18 protein-coding genes are annotated in these 18,166 nt (G+C 71.3%); 9 read left to right on the plus strand and 9 right to left on the minus strand.

The genetic code is table 11. The features are described 5' to 3' along the window. Positions 1-32: 32 nt before the first annotated feature. The 7 genes from MKK70_RS02685 (at position 33) to MKK70_RS02715 (ending at position 5,320) form a co-directional block, all read left to right on the plus strand. Positions 33-593, plus strand: a complete 561-nt coding sequence (locus tag MKK70_RS02685) for a Uma2 family endonuclease (protein ID WP_243945705.1) — start codon at positions 33-35, stop codon at positions 591-593. A gap of 74 nt (positions 594-667) precedes the next feature. Beyond that, positions 668-1,234 carry a Uma2 family endonuclease gene (locus tag MKK70_RS02690; protein ID WP_147843202.1) on the plus strand — a complete coding sequence of 189 codons (567 nt, stop codon included), beginning with the start codon at positions 668-670 and terminating at the stop codon, positions 1,232-1,234. Between the two features lie 24 nt (positions 1,235-1,258). Further along, complete coding sequence (locus MKK70_RS02695) at positions 1,259-1,600, plus strand: hypothetical protein (RefSeq protein WP_147728461.1); 342 nt, start codon at positions 1,259-1,261, stop codon at positions 1,598-1,600. Continuing rightward, positions 1,597-2,469: a DUF1206 domain-containing protein gene (locus MKK70_RS02700; protein ID WP_243945706.1), complete on the plus strand. Its 873-nt coding sequence runs from the start codon at positions 1,597-1,599 to the stop codon at positions 2,467-2,469. Before MKK70_RS02695 ends, MKK70_RS02700 begins: the two co-directional genes overlap by 4 nt. A 51-nt stretch (positions 2,470-2,520) precedes the next feature. Continuing rightward, on the plus strand, positions 2,521-4,512 hold the full coding sequence (locus MKK70_RS02705) for an SDR family NAD(P)-dependent oxidoreductase (protein ID WP_243935641.1): 1,992 nt from the start codon (positions 2,521-2,523) through the stop codon (positions 4,510-4,512). Positions 4,513-4,620: 108 nt separating this feature from the next. Further along, entirely contained in the window at positions 4,621-4,956 is a 336-nt protein-coding gene (locus tag MKK70_RS02710) for a PepSY domain-containing protein (protein WP_243935642.1), read from the plus strand. A gap of 76 nt (positions 4,957-5,032) precedes the next feature. Further along, a complete protein-coding gene (locus MKK70_RS02715) occupies positions 5,033-5,320 on the plus strand; it encodes a hypothetical protein (RefSeq protein WP_243945707.1) in 288 nt (95 codons plus the stop codon). Positions 5,321-5,328: 8 nt separating this feature from the next. On the opposite strand, the gene MKK70_RS02720 is transcribed toward MKK70_RS02715, so the two are convergent. The 3 genes from MKK70_RS02720 to MKK70_RS02730 form a co-directional block, all read right to left on the minus strand. Continuing rightward, on the minus strand, positions 5,329-6,252 hold the full coding sequence (locus MKK70_RS02720; RefSeq protein WP_243945708.1) for an NAD-dependent epimerase/dehydratase family protein: 924 nt from the start codon (positions 6,250-6,252) through the stop codon (positions 5,329-5,331). Next, positions 6,249-7,256, minus strand: coding sequence for an MraY family glycosyltransferase (locus tag MKK70_RS02725; RefSeq protein WP_243945709.1), 1,008 nt, complete (start codon positions 7,254-7,256; stop codon positions 6,249-6,251). The genes MKK70_RS02720 and MKK70_RS02725 overlap by 4 nt, the downstream gene beginning before the upstream one ends. Positions 7,257-7,333: 77 nt before the next feature. After that, on the minus strand, positions 7,334-9,376 hold the full coding sequence (locus MKK70_RS02730) for a protein meaA (protein ID WP_243945710.1): 2,043 nt from the start codon (positions 9,374-9,376) through the stop codon (positions 7,334-7,336). Between the two features lie 302 nt (positions 9,377-9,678). Here MKK70_RS02730 and MKK70_RS02735 point away from each other — a divergent pair, with 302 nt between their 5' ends. Both MKK70_RS02735 and ccrA read left to right on the plus strand, forming a co-directional pair. Then, positions 9,679-11,151, plus strand: coding sequence for a catalase (locus tag MKK70_RS02735; protein WP_243935650.1), 1,473 nt, complete (start codon positions 9,679-9,681; stop codon positions 11,149-11,151). A gap of 206 nt (positions 11,152-11,357) precedes the next feature. Beyond that, positions 11,358-12,659 (plus strand): crotonyl-CoA carboxylase/reductase, encoded by a 1,302-nt coding sequence (gene ccrA, locus MKK70_RS02740; RefSeq protein ID WP_147726857.1) that lies wholly within the window; start codon positions 11,358-11,360, stop codon positions 12,657-12,659. Positions 12,660-12,923: 264 nt separating this feature from the next. Here the strand turns inward: ccrA and MKK70_RS02745 are convergent, their stop codons facing one another. The 6 genes from MKK70_RS02745 to MKK70_RS02770 all read right to left on the minus strand — a co-directional run bounded on the left by MKK70_RS02745 (position 12,924) and on the right by MKK70_RS02770 (position 18,162). Then, on the minus strand, positions 12,924-13,097 hold the full coding sequence (locus MKK70_RS02745; RefSeq protein WP_187274654.1) for a hypothetical protein: 174 nt from the start codon (positions 13,095-13,097) through the stop codon (positions 12,924-12,926). Positions 13,098-13,313: 216 nt separating this feature from the next. Continuing rightward, entirely contained in the window at positions 13,314-13,826 is a 513-nt protein-coding gene (gene fae / locus MKK70_RS02750) for a 5,6,7,8-tetrahydromethanopterin hydro-lyase (RefSeq protein WP_147726855.1), read from the minus strand. 222 nt (positions 13,827-14,048) lie between these two features. Beyond that, the gene (locus MKK70_RS02755) at positions 14,049-14,897 is read right to left on the minus strand and encodes a triphosphoribosyl-dephospho-CoA synthase (protein ID WP_243945711.1); all 849 of its coding nucleotides are present in this window, start codon (positions 14,895-14,897) and stop codon (positions 14,049-14,051) included. Next, on the minus strand, positions 14,897-15,805 hold the full coding sequence (locus MKK70_RS02760; protein WP_147842520.1) for a RimK family alpha-L-glutamate ligase: 909 nt from the start codon (positions 15,803-15,805) through the stop codon (positions 14,897-14,899). The genes MKK70_RS02755 and MKK70_RS02760 overlap by 1 nt, the downstream gene beginning before the upstream one ends. A 253-nt stretch (positions 15,806-16,058) precedes the next feature. Continuing rightward, positions 16,059-17,027, minus strand: coding sequence for a methenyltetrahydromethanopterin cyclohydrolase (mch, locus tag MKK70_RS02765; protein ID WP_147729305.1), 969 nt, complete (start codon positions 17,025-17,027; stop codon positions 16,059-16,061). Further along, complete coding sequence (locus MKK70_RS02770) at positions 16,963-18,162, minus strand: ATP-grasp domain-containing protein (protein WP_243945713.1); 1,200 nt, start codon at positions 18,160-18,162, stop codon at positions 16,963-16,965. Before MKK70_RS02770 ends, mch begins: the two co-directional genes overlap by 65 nt. Positions 18,163-18,166: the final 4 nt, after the last annotated feature.

Consider the following 18,166-nt stretch of genomic DNA (forward strand, 5'->3'; position numbering starts at 1 on the left):
CTACCATCGCGGCCTCACCGGAGGAGGCCGCGATGGCCGTTGCCCGACGACGCGACGCGCGCATGGGCGTCGCCGAATACCAGGATTGGGTCGCGTCCAAGCCGGACGACCAGCGCTGGGAGCTGCTCGACGGCGTACCGACGCTGATGTCGCCGACGAGCGGGCGTCACCAGCGCATCGTCGCGAACCTGGTCCGGCGCCTCGACGAACTCGCCGAGCGCAGGGGCTGCAGCGCCCTCCCCGGCCTCGCCGTGCTCAGCGCGGAGATGGACGACTTCGCGCCGATCCCCGACATCGTGGTCCAGTGCGGCCCGCTGCCCCGCGACGGCTACACCCGCGACCCGCTGCTCGTCGCCGAGGTACTGTCCCCCTCGACGATGAGCATGGATCGCGGCCGCAAGACCGATTTCTTCCGCACGGTCGCGGCGCTGCAGGTCTTCCTGATCGTCTATCAGGACGATGCCCGGGCCGAGGTCTGGCGGCGCGACGCCGGATGGGCGATGCGGATGCTGGGACGGGGCGACGTGATCGACCTGCCCGAGCTCGGCGGCACGCTCGCTGTAGCCGACATCTACGCCCGGGTGGAATTCTGAACGCCCGCGGCTGACGCCGGTCGCGGGCGGACCCATCTATGGTACGCTCGCCCAGGCAGTTCGGAGAGGCCCGCATGGCAGTCGCGGCGAAGCGGGACGACCGCATGAGCGTCCCGGACTACCGGGTTTGGGTCGCCGGCCGCCCGGACGACGAGCGCTGGGAACTGCTCGACGGCGAACCGGTGCTGATGTCGCCACCGACCGAGCGGCACCAGACCATCGTCTCCAATCTCATCCGTCGCCTCGGCGACCTCGCCGATGTGCGGGGCTGCCGCGTCGTCCCCGGCATCGCGGTCGTCAGCCGGGACATGGACGACTTCGCGCCGATCCCCGACGTGGTGGTGCGTTGCGGCCCGATGCTGCCGGACGGCTACGCGTCCGATCCCGTCCTCGTCGCGGAGGTGCTGTCCCCCTCGACGATGAGCGCCGACCGCGGCCGCAAGACCGACTTCTACCGTGCCGTCGAGAGCCTGCAGGTCTTCCTGATCGTGTATCAGGACGAGCCGCGGGTGGAGGTCTGGCGCCGGCAGGAGGGCGACGCCTGGCGCAAGCAGGCGCTCGGCCTCGACGGCGCGATCGAGCTTCCCGAATTCGGCAGCGCCTTGCCCGTCGCAACCGTCTTCGCCGGTCTGTCGTTCTAGCCAACACCCACCAGGTCGCAGCCCTTGCCCCATTTCGAAGACTTCTACGCCGACAAGCTGCGCGGCGGCCTCGGCGTCACCGATGCGGAATCGGTGATGGACCTGCGCGGTGCCAACCGGGCGACCGCGGAGGCGTCGCTGAACGAGATGCTGGAGCGGAGCCGCTTCGCCAAGGGCAAGACCGTGGCGATCCGCCTCGATCCGCCGCCTGAGGGCGGCGGCGAGACCCTGTTCCAACCGGCGGGCCGCCTGCTGCTCGACGCCAAGCGCCGCGGCCTCGTCGACAGGTTGCAGACGCTCCCGGCCGGGGACGGGCTCGGGTTCTACGTGGCGCTGGCCGGGAAGCCGCAGCGCGAGCCGGCGTGACCGGCTCGGCCCAAGGTCCGTCCACCGCGTTCGCCGGGCGCAACACCATCGAGCGGCTGGCGCGCTTCGGGTTCTGCGCCCGCGGCGCGGTCTACTGCGTCGTCGGCGTGCTGGCGGTGCTCGCGGCGGTCGGGGCCGGCGGCAAGGCCGGCGACAGCGAGAACGCGCTCCGCTTCGTGCTGCTCGGACCCCTCGGCCCCTGGATCGTCGGCCTGATCGCCCTCGGGCTCTGGGGCTTCGCCGCCTGGCGCCTCGTCGAGGCGGTGACCGACGCCGACCGACGCGGCACCTCGCCCAAGGGGCTCGTGGTGCGGGGCGCCCACCTCGTCAGCGCCGGCATCTATGCCGGCCTCGGGCTCACGGCGGCGAGCCTCGCACTCGGGCTCGGCCTGCAGTCGGACGGCGACGGCCTGCAGGACTGGACGGCGTGGCTGCTGGCCAAACCCTTCGGCCGCTTCGCCGTGGCGCTGATCGGCCTCGGCGTCGCCGGCGGCGGCGTCGGCTTCCTGGTCAAGGCCGTCCGCGGCGACGTGACCGAGCGCCTCGCCCTCGACGCGGCGCGCCAAGCCTGGGCGGAGCCGGTCGGCCGGTTCGGCTACGCGGCCCGCGGCATCGCATTCCTGATCATCGGCGGCTTCGTCGTCGTCGCGGCCTGGTATCAGGCCTCGTCGGAGGTGAAGGGCCTGTCCGGGGCGTTCCAGGCCCTGCGCGCCCAGCCCTACGGCCGGATCCTGCTCGCGATCGTCGCGGCCGGCCACGTGGCGTTCGGGGCCTTCGGCCTGATCCAGGCCCGCTATCGCCGGATCGACGCGCCCGACATCGACCAGGCCGACGACGCGGTGGCGCGGGCCGTCCGCCCGACCGGCTGACCGATCGCGTTGACACCGCCCGAGGCGGAGCCGATACCGCCGCGGAACATCATGCAGCAGCGCACCTACAAGACCGCGGTGATGGTGGTCCACGATCTCGTGGCGACCGCGCTGGCCGTGGTCCTCACCTTCGTGTTCCGCTTCACCGGCGACGCCCTCGCCGAACGCGTGCACGCGCTTCCCGTCCTGCTGCCACCGTTCCTCGTCGTCGCCGGCCTCGTCTACGGACGGTTCAGGCTCTACCGCACCAAGTGGCGCTTCGCCTCCCTGCCCGATCTCGCCGGCATCGTTCGCGCCGCGAGCGTGCTCGCCTTCGGGCTGCTGGTGCTCGACTATGTCCTGGTCTCGTCGGACCTGTACGGGTTCTACTTCTTCGGCAAGATCGCCATCGTCCTGTACTGGGTGCTGCAGATCTTCCTGCTCGGCGGAACGCGCCTCGCCTTCCGCTACCTGAAATACGCCCGCTCCAAGCAGTCGAGCGCACGCTCGGCCACGGTGCCGACGCTGCTGCTCGGCCGCGGCGCCGACATCGAGACGCTGCTGCGCGCGATCGAATCCGGCTCGGTGCGCAAGCTCGCGCCGAAGGGCATCCTCTCGCCGCGCGCCGACGAGGCCGGGCAGACGATGCGCGAGGTCGCCGTGCTCGGCGGCTTCGCCGACCTGGAGCGGGTCGTCGGCGACCTCGCCGCCCGCGGCCAGCCGGTGCGCCGGCTCGTCGCGACCCCGAGCGCGCTGGCGCCCGAGGCCGAGCCCGACGACCTGATCGCCCGCGCCCGGCGGCTCGGCCTGCCGCTCGCCCGGGTGGTCAGCCTCGGCGACGGCATGCGGGACGCCGAGCTCGCGCCGCTCGAGATCGAGGACCTGCTGCTGCGCCCCACCGTCGCGATCGACAGGCCGCGGCTGGAGCGGTTCCTCGCCGGCAAGCGCGTGCTCGTGACCGGCGGCGGCGGCTCGATCGGCTCCGAGATCTGCGCCCGGGCGCTCGCCTTCGGCGCCTCGGCGCTGATGGTGGTGGAAAGCTCAGAGCCGGCCTTGCACGGCATCCTGAGCCAGCCTGCGCTGCTCAACGCGCAGGCCGAGGTCGGCGGGACGCTCGCCGACATCCGCGATCGCGAGCGCCTACACGCGGTCTTCGCCGAATTCCGGCCCGACTACGTGTTCCATGCCGCCGCGCTGAAGCAGGTGCCCTATCTCGAGCGCGACTGGAGCGAGGGCATCAAGACCAACGTGTTCGGCTCGATCAACGTCGCCGACGCGTCGGTGGCGGCCGGCGCCCGCGCGCTGGTGATGATCTCGACCGACAAGGCGATCGAGCCGGTGTCGCAGCTCGGCGTCACCAAGCGCTTCGCCGAGATGGTGGCGCAGGCGCGCGACGCCGAGCAGGCCGCGATCCCCGGCCACCCGACACGGCTGATCGCCGTGCGCTTCGGCAACGTGCTCGGCTCGGTCGGCTCGGTGGTGCCGGTGTTCAAGGCGCAGATCGCCCGCGGCGGCCCCGTCACCGTGACGCACCCCGACATGGTCCGCTACTTCATGACCGTGCGCGAGGCGGCCGACCTCGTCCTCACCGCGGCCTCGCATGCCGACCGCGAGGCGCGCAGCCTCGCGCCGGGTGCGGCCGACCAGCGCGCCGCGGTCTACGTCCTCAAGATGGGCCAGCCGGTGAAGATCGCCGAATTGGCCGAGCGCATGATCCGGCTCGCCGGCTTCGAGCCCGGCGCGGAGATCGAGCTGGTGTTCTCCGGCGCACGGCCGGGCGAGCGCCTGAACGAGATCCTGTTCGCGCGCGAGGAGCCCCGCGTCAGCCTCGACGGGATCGACGGCGTGATGGCGGCCAAGCCGGTCTTCGCCGACCGCGCCCGGCTCGATGCCTGGACGGTGGCCTTGCGCGAGGCGGTGGAGGCCGGCGACCGGGCCGCCGCGGAGGCGGTGTTCGAGGCGGCGATCCCGCATTTCCGCGAGCGCTTCGACAAGCCGGTCGCGGTGGCGCCGGCGAGCCCGGATGCGCCGGCCCTCGGAACCGCCGACGCCGGCCTCTGTTGATTCGCGAGCTTTCCCGGTCGGGAACCATTCGACGCCCCGCCGATTGAGGCGACGACCGAACCGAGCGCAGTTTCCGTACAGGGAGTGTGCCGAAGGAAGGACGAATTCATGCGGACGAAGACGTTTCTCGCAGGCCTCACGATGGTCGCCGGTCTCGGCGTGGCCGGGCTTGGCGTCGCTGCGCCGGCCTCGGCGCAGGGCATCCAGATCGGACCGGGCGGCGTTCGCGTCGATCCCGGCTATCGCGACCGCGGGCCCCGCGACGACATCGACTTGAGCCGCGGCGAGGCGATCCGGATCGCCCGTCGCGAGGGCCTTGCCGACGTCGACAACGTCGACCGCCGCGGGCCGCGCATCATCGTTCGTGGATCGGATCGTCGCGGCGACGACATCACGGTGGTGGTGGACAGCCGCTCGGGCGACGTGATCGACGTTCGCCGCTGACGCCATCGCCTCGGTGTCGTAGGATCGAGCCCCGGCCTCGCGGCCGGGGCTTTCTTTCGACCGAGGCCTGCCTTCGATGAGGCCGTCCCGCGCCGCCGCATCGCTTCGCCGAAGCTCCATCGTCGTCGCTGCGGCGTTCGCGATCGTCCTGCCCGGGGCCTTATCCGCAAGCGCCGAAAGTTGCCGCGCCGACGTCGGGGCGCGTCAGGCCGAGCGGCTGGTCGAGCGCTGCATCTCGGTCTCCCCGGCGACCCATCCGCCCTGCAACGCTGACAATGCCTGCGCCCTGATCGAATCCGAGATCGCCCGGGGCTGCCGGATGATCGACGACGGCACCGCGCCGTCGTTCTGCCGGGACGACTGATCCGCCGATCAGGCCGACAGGCGCGCGAGCCGAGCGAGGCCGTCCCGCGTCGTGCCGGCCGGCGCCCAGCCGAGGGCCGCCAAACCGTCGCTGCGCGCGACCAGATTCTCGGCCAACCGCGAGAAGGTCGCCTCTCGCCCAGTCAGGCGGCAGGCCAGCCCGATCGCCGCCGAGGGTATCGGAACCAGGCCGGGCCGTCGGCCGAGCCCAGCGCGCAGGGCCGTCAGCATCTCCGGGAGCGTCGGCGCGTCGGGGTCGGCGACGACCAGCGGCCGGTTCAGCGCGGCGTCGGTCCGCAGCACCGTATCGATCGCCGCCGACACGCTCTCGACCGAGACCAGCGACCGGCGGCCGGCCAGCGATCCGAGCGGAAGCGGATACGGCGAGCGGGCGAGCCGCACCAGCGCGGCCATGTTGCCCTTCACGCCGGCGCCGTAGACCAGGACGGGCCGCAGGGCGACCCAATCGAGGCCGATCGCGTCGAGCGCCCGCTCGGCCTCGAGCTTGGAGCGGCCGTAGGCGTCGGTGGGAGCCGGATCGTCGGCCTCCGTCACGGTCCCGGCGGCGGTCGGGCTGGTCTGCGCACGGATCGATGACAGGAACACGAAGCGGCGCACCCGCGCCCGCGCGGCGGCTTCGGCCAGGCGCCGCGTCGCCTCAGTGTTGAGCGTGCGGTAATCGTCCTCCGGTGCGCCTGACATCGCGTGCGCGAGGCCGGCCGAATGCACCACCGCATCGACGCCGGCGAGCGCCGCCGCCATGTTCATCGGCCGGGTCAGGTCGCCGACGATGGCGCTCGAGGCACCCTCCGGCATCGCGTCCACCGGCCGCCGCAGCAGCAGGCGGACGCGGTAGCCGCGCGCCGTCAGATCTCTCAGGACGTGCCGGCCGATGAAGCCGGTCGCCCCGGTGAGCGCGATCAATTGGCTCAAGACGTCGTCACTCCGTGCTTGGCCGGCGCCCGCGCGAATCGGGCCAGCACCGATCCGACCAGACCGCATCCGACCGCCAGGGCACCGAGGGTGATGGCCGGCGAGGGCCAAAACAAGGTCGCTCCGGCGAGCGCGGCCAGGCATGCGTTGAGCGCGAGCACGCGTCCGACGACGCCGGTCACCGCGATGCCGTTCGTGGTGGCCCGCTGGTAGAAGTGGCTGCGATGCGCCTGCCACACCGGCTCGCGCCGGGCGGCACGCTGGATCAGCGTGAGGGTGGCGTCGGCGAGGTAGTAGAGCGGCAGCAGGATCGCCGCGGCGAGGCCGCCCGCGAGGGCGAGCCGGTACAGCAGCCAGGCCAGGATCAGCCCGAGCGGCAGCGAGCCGACATCGCCGAGGAACAGCTTCGCCACTGGCCGGTTGAACGGCGCGAAGCCGAGCATCGCCCCGAGCAGGGCCGCGGCGACGAGGATCGCGGCCGGCGGCAAGGCGCCGGACCCGCCGAGCAGGATCAGCGCGCCGGTAACGGGCACCGTTTCGGCGACCGTCATCCAGTCGAGCCCGTCCATGAAGTTGACGAGGTTCACGAACCAGATCCCGGCGAGCACCGCGAGCACCCGTTCCACCGCGAGCGGCAGGGTCGGCACCAGCCGTCCGTCGACGCTCGCCACCAGGGCGGCGACGACGAGGGCCTGCAGCACGAGGCGAAGCGACGCCGGCAGCGGGCGGATGTCGTCGACGGCGCCGACCAGGGCGAGCACCACGGCGCCGAGCCCGAGCACCAGCACGTCGCGGCCCGCATCCGGCGCGGCGAGCAGCAGCCCCGTCACCGCGAGGGTCGCCGCGACGACGGCGATCCCCCCGCCCTGCGGCGTCGGCTCGGTGTGGCTCGAGCGCGCGTTGGGGCGGGCCAGCGCGTAGCGGACCAGCAGCGGCCGGAGCCGGACGATCAGGCCGGCGCTGAGGGCCGCGGCGAGGGGAACCGCGATGAGGGGGGCGAGCATGGTGCCGCTCTACGCTCCCGGGCCGCCCGGGTGAAGCCGCCGGGTGCGCGTGTCGCTGCAGCCGGCGGCCTCGCGCCTCAATAGACCTTCGCCGCCGCGTCCTTGCCCTTCGCGGCGCCGTCGGTGCGGTTGGTCTTGTCGATCGCGCGCTCGACCACCTTGGCGATGCCGATCATGATCGTGTCGATCACGTAGTCCTTCGGCGTATAGACCGCCGAGACGCCCATGTTCTTCAGGACCAGCTCGTCGTCGGGCGAGATGATGCCGCCGACCACGAGCGGGATGTGGTCGAGGCCGGCCTCGCGCATCTTCGCCTTCACGTCGCGCACCAGCGGGACGTGGCTGCCGGAGAGGATCGAGAGGCCGACCACGTGGGCGCCGGTCTCCTTCGCCTTCGCGACGATCTCGGCCGGGGTCTGCCGGATGCCGTCGTAGGTCACGTCGAATCCGACGTCGCGGGCGCGCAGCGCGATCTGCTCGGCGCCGTTCGAGTGGCCGTCGAGGCCGGGCTTGCCGACGACGAGGCGCGGCTGCTCGCCGAGGCGCTCGCCGAGATCGGCGATCAGCAGCTTGGCCTCCTCGGCGGCGCCGGACGAGACGGTCTGCAGGGTGACGCCGGTCGGCGCGCGGTACTCGCCGAACACCTCGCGCAGGCGCGTCCCCCACTCGCCGGTCGTGACGCCGGCCTTCGCGGCGGCGATCGAGACCGGCATGATGTTGGCGCCCGAGCGCGCCGCCGCCTCGAGCTCCTCGAGCGCCTTGCCGACGGCGTTGTCGTCGCGCTTCGCGCGCCAGTCCCGGATGCGGGCCTCGGCCTCCATCTCGACCGTCTCGGACACGGTGAAGATCGCGCCCTCGCCTGCGGTGAGCGGCGAGGGCTCGCCCTGCTGCCACTTGTTGACGCCGACGACGATCTGGTCGCCGGCCTCGATCGCCGAGATGCGGCGGGCATTGGATTCGACGAGCGACCGCTTGAGCGCGCCGGTCTCGACCGCGGCGACCGCGCCGCCGATCCCGCCGATGCGCTCCAGCTCGGCCCGTGTCTCGACCTTGAGCGCCTCGACCTTGGCGTCGATCACCTTCGAGCCGTCGAAGATGTCGTCGTACTCGAGCAGGTCGGTCTCGAAGGCGAGGATCTGCTGCATCCGCATGGACCACTGCTGGTCCCACGGGCGCGGCAGGCCGAGCGCCTCGTTCCAGGCCGGCAGCTGCACCGCACGGGCGCGCGCCCGCTTCGACAGCGTCACCGCCAGCATCTCGATCAGGATGCGGTGGACGTTGTTCTCAGGCTGTTGCTCGGTGAGGCCGAGCGAGTTCACCTGCACGCCGTAGCGGAAGATCCGCTTCTTCGGGTCGTCGATGCCGTAGCGCTCCTGGGCGATCTCGTCCCACAGCTCGGAGAACGCGCGCATCTTGCAGATCTCGGTGACGAACCGCAGGCCTGCGTTCACGAAGAACGAGATCCGCCCGAACACCTCCGGGAAGCTCTCGGCATCGAAGTTCGGGTCGTCCCGCACGGTGTCGAGCACCGCGATCGCGATGGCGAGCGCGTAGGACAGCTCCTGCACCGGCGTCGCCCCGGCCTCCTGCAGGTGGTAGGAGCAGACGTTCATCGGGTTCCACTTCGGCACCTCCTTGGTCGTGAACAGGATCACGTCCTTGGTCAGCCGAAGGCTCGGCGCCGGCGGGAACACGTAGGTGCCGCGCGACAGGTACTCCTTGATGATGTCGTTCTGGGTGGTGCCCTGCAGCCCCGAGAACGGCGCGCCCTGCTCCTCCGCGACCGCGAGGTAGAGCGACAGCAGCCACGGCGCCGTGGCGTTAATCGTCATCGAGGTGTTCATCTGGACGAGCGGGATGTCGTCGAACAACGTCCGCATGTCGCCGAGATGGGCGATCGAGACGCCGACCTTGCCGACCTCGCCGCGCGCCAGCTCGTGGTCGGGGTCGTAGCCGGTCTGGGTCGGCAGGTCGAAGGCGACCGACAGGCCGGTCTGCCCCTTGGCGAGGTTGCCCCGGTACAGCGCGTTCGATTCCTTGGCGTTCGAATGGCCCGCATAGGTGCGGATGATCCAAGGCTTGTCGCGCTTCACCCCGTCGACGCTCGCGCTCGCGCTCATGTCACCCGTCTCCGCTGATCCGTTCGTCGCGCGGCTCGCTCGCCCCGCCCCTTGCGGCGCACCGTAGCGAAGCCGTCGCGGGCCGTCATCTCATGCGAAGGGCCGGCGCCCGTCACCGGGCGGCGAGGCGCCCGCAAAAATCTCAGGGTCGACATCAAGGAAATTTGACGGGGATGGGTGGCACCGCCGCGGTTTCGAACGGTTCCAAACCGCTCGACGCGCGTTGGCTGGCCGCATTCGGACCTGGACGCGCGGCGTGCGCGCCCGACCACGCGGACCACCAAGCCAAGGAGCCCTGCACGATGGCAGACACCTCGCCCCGTCTGACGACGGCGTTCGGAAACCCGATTTCCGACAACCAGAACTCACTTACCGCCGGCACCCGCGGCCCGGTGCTGATGCAGGATTACCATCTCATCGAGAAGATGGCGCATTTCAACCGGGAGCGGATCCCGGAGCGGGTCGTCCACGCCAAGGGCTACGGCGCCTACGGCACCTTCCGGCTGACCCGGAGCCTGTCGCAGTACACCCGTGCCAAGGTGCTGACCGAGGTCGGGCAGGACGTGCCGATGGTGGCGCGCTTCTCGACGGTCGGCGGCGAATCCGGCTCGGCCGACACCGCCCGCGATCCGCGCGGCTTCGCGCTGAAGTTCTACACCTCGGAAGGCAACTGGGACCTCGTCGGCAACAACACGCCGATCTTCTTCGTCCGCGACGCGATCAAGTTCTCCGACTTCATCCGCACCCAGAAGCGCGATCCGCGCACCCACCTGAAACCCCATTGGCGCCGCTGGGACTTCTGGGGCCTCTCCCCCGAGGCGATCCACCAGGTCATGATCCTGTACTCGGACCGCGGCACGCCGAAGTCGGCCCGCTTCATGAACGGCTACGGCTCGCACACCTTCTCGCTCTGGAACGAGGCCGGCGAGCGGCACTGGGTGAAGTTCCACTTCCACACCCAGCAGGGCATCCAGAACTTCTCTGCGGCGGAAGCCGACAAGATCGCCGGCGAGGATCCGGACTACTCGGCCGCCGATCTCTCGACCGCGATCGAGAAGGGCGACTTCCCGAAGTGGAAGGTCTCGGTGCAGCTGATGCCCGAGCTCGACGCCGACACCTACCACATCAACCCGTTCGACCTCACCAAGGTCTGGCCGCACGGCGACTATCCGCTGATCGAGATCGGCGAGATGGAGCTCAACCGGAACCCGGAGAACTACTTCGCCGAGATCGAGCAGTCGGCCTTCGAGCCCTCGAACGTCGTGCCCGGCATCGGCTTCTCGCCGGACAAGATGCTGCAGAACCGCCTGCTCTCCTACGGCGACGCGCACCGCTACCGCCTCGGGATCAACTACCAGCAGATCCCGGTGAACCAGGCGAAGAAGGCCGCCGTCCAGACCTACCATCGCGACGGCGCGATGCGCACGGACGGCAACCACGGCGCGCAGGTCGACTACCAGCCGAACTCCTTCGGCGGGCCGGTCGAGGATCCGTCGGTGGCCGAGCCGCCGCTGCGGATCACCGGGGATGCCGGCCGCTACGGCTGGCCGGGCGACGACGCCGACCTCTACGGCCAGCCGCGGGACCTATGGACGAAGGTATTCGACGACGGCGAGCGCAAGCGGCTCGTGGAGAACATCGTCACCTCGATGGGCGACTCGCCGCGCCACATCCAGGATCGGATGATCGGGCACTGGTACAGGGTGCATCCCGACTTCGGCCGCGGGGTCGCGGAAGGTCTCGGCATCGAGACGAGCAAGGCCGCCGCCGAATAGTTTTTGGGTGGCCGCCAAGTTAATTTTGTATCCAGAAGGCGTCGGCATGAGCCGGCGCCTTTTTTCTTGTCGGACACCGTACTCCTGGCCTTTCGGACGACTTGCAGACCCTTGGACGCCTCATCCTTCGCCGTTATAGCGCTAGGCCGGAACCGCGGCGTCGTCAGAACCGCGAGCGGGCACGAAACGGATTCAGGAGAGAGACGATGGCTGCCAGCGCGGCACTGCAACCGGCCAGCGCCGGGACGGGCGAGGTCAAGGACCTCTACGAGATGGGCGAGATCCCGCCGCTCGGTCACGTGCCCGCCAAGATGTATGCCTGGGCGATCCGCCGCGAGCGCCACGGGCCGCCGGAGGATTCGCATCAGCTCGAGGTGCTGCCGGTTTGGGACATCGGCGACGACGAGGTCCTGGTCTACGTCATGGCCGCCGGCGTGAACTACAACGGCGTCTGGGCCGGCCTCGGCGAGCCGATCTCGCCCTTCGACGTGCACAAGGCCGCGTACCACATCGCCGGCTCCGACGCGTCCGGCATCGTCTGGGCGGTCGGCGCCAAGGTGAAGCGCTGGAAGGTCGGCGACGAGGTCATCGTCCACTGCAACCAGGACGACGGCGACGACGAGGAGTGCAACGGCGGCGACCCGATGTTCTCGTCCTCGCAGCGGATCTGGGGCTACGAGACTCCCGACGGCTCGTTCGCCCAGTATTGCCGGGTGCAGTCGCGCCAGCTGATGAAGCGGCCGCAGCACCTCACCTGGGAGGAGGCCGCCTGCTACACGCTGACGCTCGCCACTGCCTACCGCATGCTGTTCGGCCACGCGCCGCACACCGTCCGCCCCGGCCAGAACGTGCTCATTTGGGGCGCCTCGGGCGGCCTCGGCGTGTTCGGCGTCCAGCTCTGCGCCGCGTCCGGCGCCAACGCCATCGCCGTGATCTCGGACGAGTCGAAGCGCGACTACGTGATGAGCCTCGGCGCCAAGGGCGTCATCAACCGCAAGGACTTCGACTGCTGGGGCCAGCTGCCCAAGGTGAACTCGCCGGAGTTCAACGCCTGGACCAAGGAAGCCCGCAAGTTCGGCAAGGCAATCTGGGACATCACCGGCAAGGGCAACGACGTCGACATCGTGTTCGAGCACCCGGGCGAGGCGACCTTCCCGGTCTCGGCGCTGGTGGTGAAGCGCGGCGGCATGGTGGTGTTCTGCGCCGGCACCACCGGCTTCAACATCACCTTCGACGCCCGCTACGTCTGGATGCGCCAGAAGCGCATCCAGGGCTCGCACTTCGCCCACCTCAAGCAGGCCTCGGCCGCCAACCAGTTCGTGATCGACCGCCGGGTCGATCCGTGCATGAGCGAGGTGTTCCCCTGGGAGAAGATCCCGCAGGCGCATACCAAGATGTGGAAGAACCAGCACCCGCCCGGCAACATGGCCTGCCTCGTCAACTCTCCGCGCGCCGGCCTGCGGACGGTCGAGGACGTGATCGAGGCGGCGGGTTTTCCGCGCGGCTGACGCGAACTCTTTGAAGCTTTAAGACCCGCGTCCCTCAGGGGGCGCGGGTCTTTCTTTGGCCGAGGGATTCGCGCGCGGCGCGTCGTGGCACGCTCCCGTCCGGGCCATTGTCACGCATCGCGTCGAGGCGCCCGCGCCTTCCCTCCCCCCTCTGCGGGGAGGGTCGGCCTCGCGTGAGCGAGGGTCGGGAGAGGGGACGCACCGCACGTCCGCGACGGGCGACCCGACGAGGGTTCGAGCCGGTCGCGCAGCGTGCCGTCCGCGCTACCGCTTCGTCTCGGTCCCCGGCAGGTGGCGCCCGTAGCTTTCCTGCTTGGTCGCCTTCTCGGTGATCAGGTCGGCGTAGGCCTGCCGCATCTCCGGGGAGACGGAAACCGTGCGGGCCTTCTCCTTCTTGCGCTTGGGCGCTTTCTTGAAGGTGTTGCTCGTCTCGCTCATGCCGGGCCTCGCGTCGGGGTGGTCGGGGTCGGCGTGCCCGGATCTGGCTCGCCCGGGGCAGGCGGATCGCAAGGGAACGCGACGAACGAAAGAAGGCGGGGCGGCTTTCGCCGTCCCGCCTTCTTGTTTCTATCGTCCGAGGAAGATAGAGGCCAGTCGCTGGAGCAGGCCCCGCGGTGCGGGCGGAGGCGCGCTCTGCCCAGGACTGTCCCCGATCTAAGCGTTCGCGGCGAAGGGGTGGGTCGCGGACTTGCGCTGCTCGGTGACCGCGGCGGCCTTCGGCTCGCCGGAGACGGCGCGCTGGATCGACAGCTTGGTGGCCTCGTAGTTGTACTTCTGGATCTTGGCGTCGTCGGCAGCTTCCCAGTGGATGAACACGCCGACCAGGATGAACAGGTCGTCGGCCTCATCGGCGGGGATGATGCCCTCGGCGACGGCGTCCTGCACGGCCATGGCGACGCCATGCTGGGCGGGGCCGAACATCTGGACGGCCTGACGGGCGTCGTTGATGGTCACCTTGTTGAACATCAGGGTGTTGGGCTTGCACGGCAGGTTCGGCGCGATGACCGCGAGCAGGCTGGTGAAGCCGTGCTTGTTGTTCACGAGGCCGTTGCAGAAGGCGGTCTCGGCCGGCGAACCGCGCGGTCCGATGATCAGGTCGATGTGGGCGACCTCGTTGCCGTCGCCGACGAGGGCTTCGCCGACCTGGACCTTGGTGATCTTTGCCATTCGGGTTTTCTCCCTGGATTCCAAACTCAAGGACCGCGGCCCGTCGAGTCGGGCGCGGCCGGAAGCCATCCTTGTTCGCGACGCCCGGCCTTGGAAAAGCCGGGCCGGTTAGCCCGGATAGCGGCGCGGACCCTACAGCGCGGTCCGGCCCGTCACAACCCATGGCAACGCGCTGAAATCGATATTAAAAGTGCGGCCCGGCGCTTGACGGCGGGAACTTTTTCAGGGGACGCCCGCAGGGTCCGCGACACGGGCGCCCGCGGATGCGAGGGCATCGCAGAACAGCGTGGCGACTGTGAAATCGGCGCTGGTGCCGGGATTGATCCCGGCGGCCTTCCACGCCGCGTCGAGCGCCAGCAGGCGCTCCACAGGCCGGGCGCGCAGGTCGAGGCCTGTAAGCGCCTCCACGGCCTCGGACCGCACGGCCTCCGCCCGGTCGGCGCCGTGCTTGCGCGTAACGTGGCTGTCGGGAAACGCCTGCAGGTAGGCGAGATGCACGGCGGTGGTGCACCAGGCCGGTTCGAGATCCTTTTCGCGCGCGGCTGCCAGAGCCGGGAGGCCGACCCGGACGAGGTCGGCGAAGCCGTCGGTGTAAGCGCGGGCGATGCGGTCGCGCGGGGCAGCCTCCTGCATTGCCGCCACCAGGGAATCCGGGGCCGGCGCGGCCACGTCGTGCCGTCCGGCCCGGCCGAGCCCGCCCGGGTTGGCGAGGCGGATCGCGTCGAAGACGCCTTGCCCATCCGCCGGTTCGAGGCCGGCCAGCACCTCGGCCACGGTGGTTCCCCGCTCGGCGGCCAGCGCCAGGGGCGCGCAGAGCAGGAGGATGCCGAGGTTGGTGTTCTGTCCCACCGCCGCCATCGTTGCCCCGACCGCGTCGCGGACCCGTGCGCCGAGCCCGGCTCCGCCGCGTGCCAGGGCGGGCGCCGACACCGCGGCGCTCGTCGTGAAATCGGCCACCGCCATGCGATGGCCGGCGGCGTAGGCGTGGACGTTGCCGGGTTTCAGGGCGTCGAGCTCGGCTAGGCACGCCGCCTGGTACGAGGCCGCGATCGCCTCCGGCGCGAGGCGCATCAGGCGACCACGAGCCGCGGCCGGCGCGCGGACCGGACGGCGGCGAGGAAGCCGCGCACCACCGCCCCGGCGATGTCGACCTCCGAGACCTTTTGCAGCCCCGACCATGCCGGCATCGAGTTGACCTCGAGCACGAGGAAGCCGCCCTCCCCGTCCTCGACGAGGTCGATGCCGGTGTAGTCGACGCCGACCGCGGCGGCGGCGGCCTCGGCGAGCTCGGCCGCCCGCGCCGGCATCGCCCAGGGCAGCGGGCGGCCGCCGAGGTGGACGTTGGTGATCCAGCCGTCGCCCTCGCGGATCATCCCGGCGATGGCCCTGCCCTCGCAGACGAAGACGCGGTAGTCGCGCCACAGACCGTCGCTGCGGGGCACGTAGCGCTGGAGGTAGTAGACCCGCGAGACCGCATCCTCCGGCGGCAGGTCGTCCGGCCGCTCGATCAGCTGCAGCCCCTCGCCCTGCGAGCCGAACAGCGGCTTCAGCACCAGGGGCCGCCCGGGGCCGGCCTCGCGCGCGACGATCTCGGCGGCGGCCGTGCGCTTCGAGCAGACGAAGGTGTCGGGCGTCGGCAGGCCGGCGCGGGCGATCATCAGGCTGGTCGCCGCCTTGTCGACCGAGCGTTCGATCGCGACCGGGCCGTTCCAGACGGTGACGTCCGAGGCCACCAGCGCATGCAGCACGCCCAGACGCATCGTCGTGGCCTCGAAGGTGCCGCCGGCGATGGTCCGCAGCAGCACGCCGTCGGGCAGCGTCCCGGCGAAGCCCGGCACCTGCAGGGGCTCGCCGCCGCCGGTGACGATCGCCACGTCGGCGAGCGAGAACAGCACCGGCTCGACGCCCTGCGCGCGAAGCGCCGCCAGGAGCCGGGCCTTGTGCCAATTGCCGTTGTCGGCCGCGAGCGCGATGCGCATTCTGTCGGTCACCCCAAGGATGGTTCAAGCCGCCGGTTCCGCCGACACGCATTGCCCTCCCGCTCCACGCCGTCATCCCGGGGCCGCGAAGCGGAGCCCGGGATCCAGAGCCGCCGACGGTGCCCGAGCTTGCCGCCACGGCGGATCTGGATTCCGGGCTCACCTGCGGCGCCCCGGAATGACGATGGTGGGGAAACCCCGGGAGAGCCGCGGGCGATGGCCTTCGTGTCGTGAAAGCCGGCCTCGACTGCCGCTACGAGAACGACGCCTCGACCAGCTCCGGCATCAGCTTGCCGCCGCGGAAGGTCGCGCCGGTGCGGATGGAGGTGACGATCGCCTCGGCCGGCGAGAACAGCGCGCCGTCGATCTTGTAGAAGTCGCCGTTCACCCGCGAGAAGATCTCGGCGAAGGGCGCGCCGTGGTCGCTCGACGTGGTCGAGGGCAGCTGCTCGGCGAGCTGCTTGGCCTCCGCGTCGTCGGCGTCGACGAAGAGCTGGACCCGGCCGCCGTAGATGATCGCGTCGTTGGTGCGGCCCATCGCCTTGATGAAGTCCGGGTGCTGCGGCGACAGCGGCGCCGAGCCGATGCCGTCGACGATCCGGTGCAGGTCGAAGCCGACCGTGTGCGCCTTGTGGAGGGCGACCTCGAGCACGCGGGCAACGACCTGTGTCGCGCCGGCGAGGCTCTGGGTCGGCGCGAAGATGAAGGTCAGGTCCTCCGGGCGCAGGGAGCAGGCCTCGGCGACCTTGGCGACGACGCTGGCCGGCGGCCCGCCGGCGGCCTCGAGCACCAGGGCGGTCTTCGTGGCCGAATCGCGGTAGCCGAGCTCCTTGTAGAGGTCCTCGACCACGGCGACGGCGCGGCCCGGGCCGGAGCCGAGGGCGAAGAAGCCGGAATCGCCGTCCTCGTCGGCGAGCGACCAGCCGGCATACTGGCTGCCGAGGCAGGCCAGCACCGGGTCGGCGGCGTGGACGACCACCGAGTACGGCCAGGACGGGATCGGGCCCGACGGGCTGATCGAGACGGTACCGAGGCCGCCGAGGCAAATCTCGGCGATCCGGCGGCCGGCCTCGATCGAGCCGCGCGCCGAGGCGCCGGCATCGACCATGCGCGCGCCGCCCGGCGCCTGGGTCACGGACAGGCGCAGAACGTCGGCGTCAGCGACGAAGCGCTCCACCAGGGGCGTCGCGATGGCGTTCAGGCTCGGCTGGTTGGTGCTCATGCGTTTCCTCCTCGGACAGCCGGTCGCGCAAGCTGGCGATCCGGGTCCCCAATTCTTGTCGTGCCGCCGGCCCGTCCGGCCCCCCCGCCAGGACCGTGCAGAGCGGGGCGTCCCGCATCACCCGTGTCCCGGCGCGGGGCCGGTCCCGCACGTGGTCCGGCCAAGCGACCGCCGGGACGACGGCGTGATCCCGCGCCGCGTAACAGATCTGCGAGGCCGCCGCATCCTCCGGCGCCGGCCCGATCTCGGGCGCGTGGCCGAGGCAGGCCTCGACATGCGCGCGAAGCAGCGGCACGCCGCGCCGGTCGAGCACGTCGAGGGTGGCGCCCGGGCGCGGGTTGATCTCGGTCAGCCACCATGCCTCGCCGTCGGACAGAAAGTCGACGCTCGCGAGCCCGCGCAGCCCGGTCGCGCGGACCAGCTCGTCGGCCGCCTCCGTGACGGCGGCGACGATGGCGTCCGGCAGCGCGGAGGCCTCCCGCCGCCCCGGCGCCAGCGCGCCGGCATAGCGGAACGGGCGCAGGAGAGACGGCGCGCTCCACTGCTCGGTCAGCGCCAGGATGCGCGCGCCCGACGCGTCGGCCAGGATGTTGAGCGCGAAGGCGCGGCCCGGGACCCGGGCCTGGAAATAGGCGCCCGCCGGCGCCGGCCCGCTTGTCGCCGTGCGGATATGGCTCCCGCCCGAGCCCCCGGCCCGCTTGAGCAGCCAGGCCTTCGGGTCGTCGAGCCGCGCCCGCGTCACCGCCGGATGCGGGATGGCGAGCGTCGCGCACAGGGCCGCGAAGCGCAGCGGGTCCTTCAGCGCGGACACGGTCTCGGCCCCCGCGCCGACCAGGCGATGGCGCCGCCCGATCGCAGCGATCAGCGCGGGTGCGGCTTCGAAGCCGCTGCCGAGCACCACGCCGAGCGGAGCACCGCCGGCCATCGCCGACAGCGCGTCGAGATGGGCGAGCACCGTCTCCGCGAGCCGTCCCGTGCCGAACCGGCCCTCGAGCGGGCGATGCGCCGCGGCGAGTTCCAGGGTGTCCGAATCGGCGAACAGGTCGGCGACGAACGGGCGCAACCCGGCGCGGCGGGCGGCCTCGGCCAGGGCCCGCCCCGACTGGGCCGCGATCAGGATCGCCGCGCCGGCCATGATC

Source organism: Methylobacterium sp. E-041 (assembly GCF_022829665.1).
Classification (GTDB): Bacteria; Pseudomonadota; Alphaproteobacteria; order Rhizobiales; family Beijerinckiaceae; genus Methylobacterium.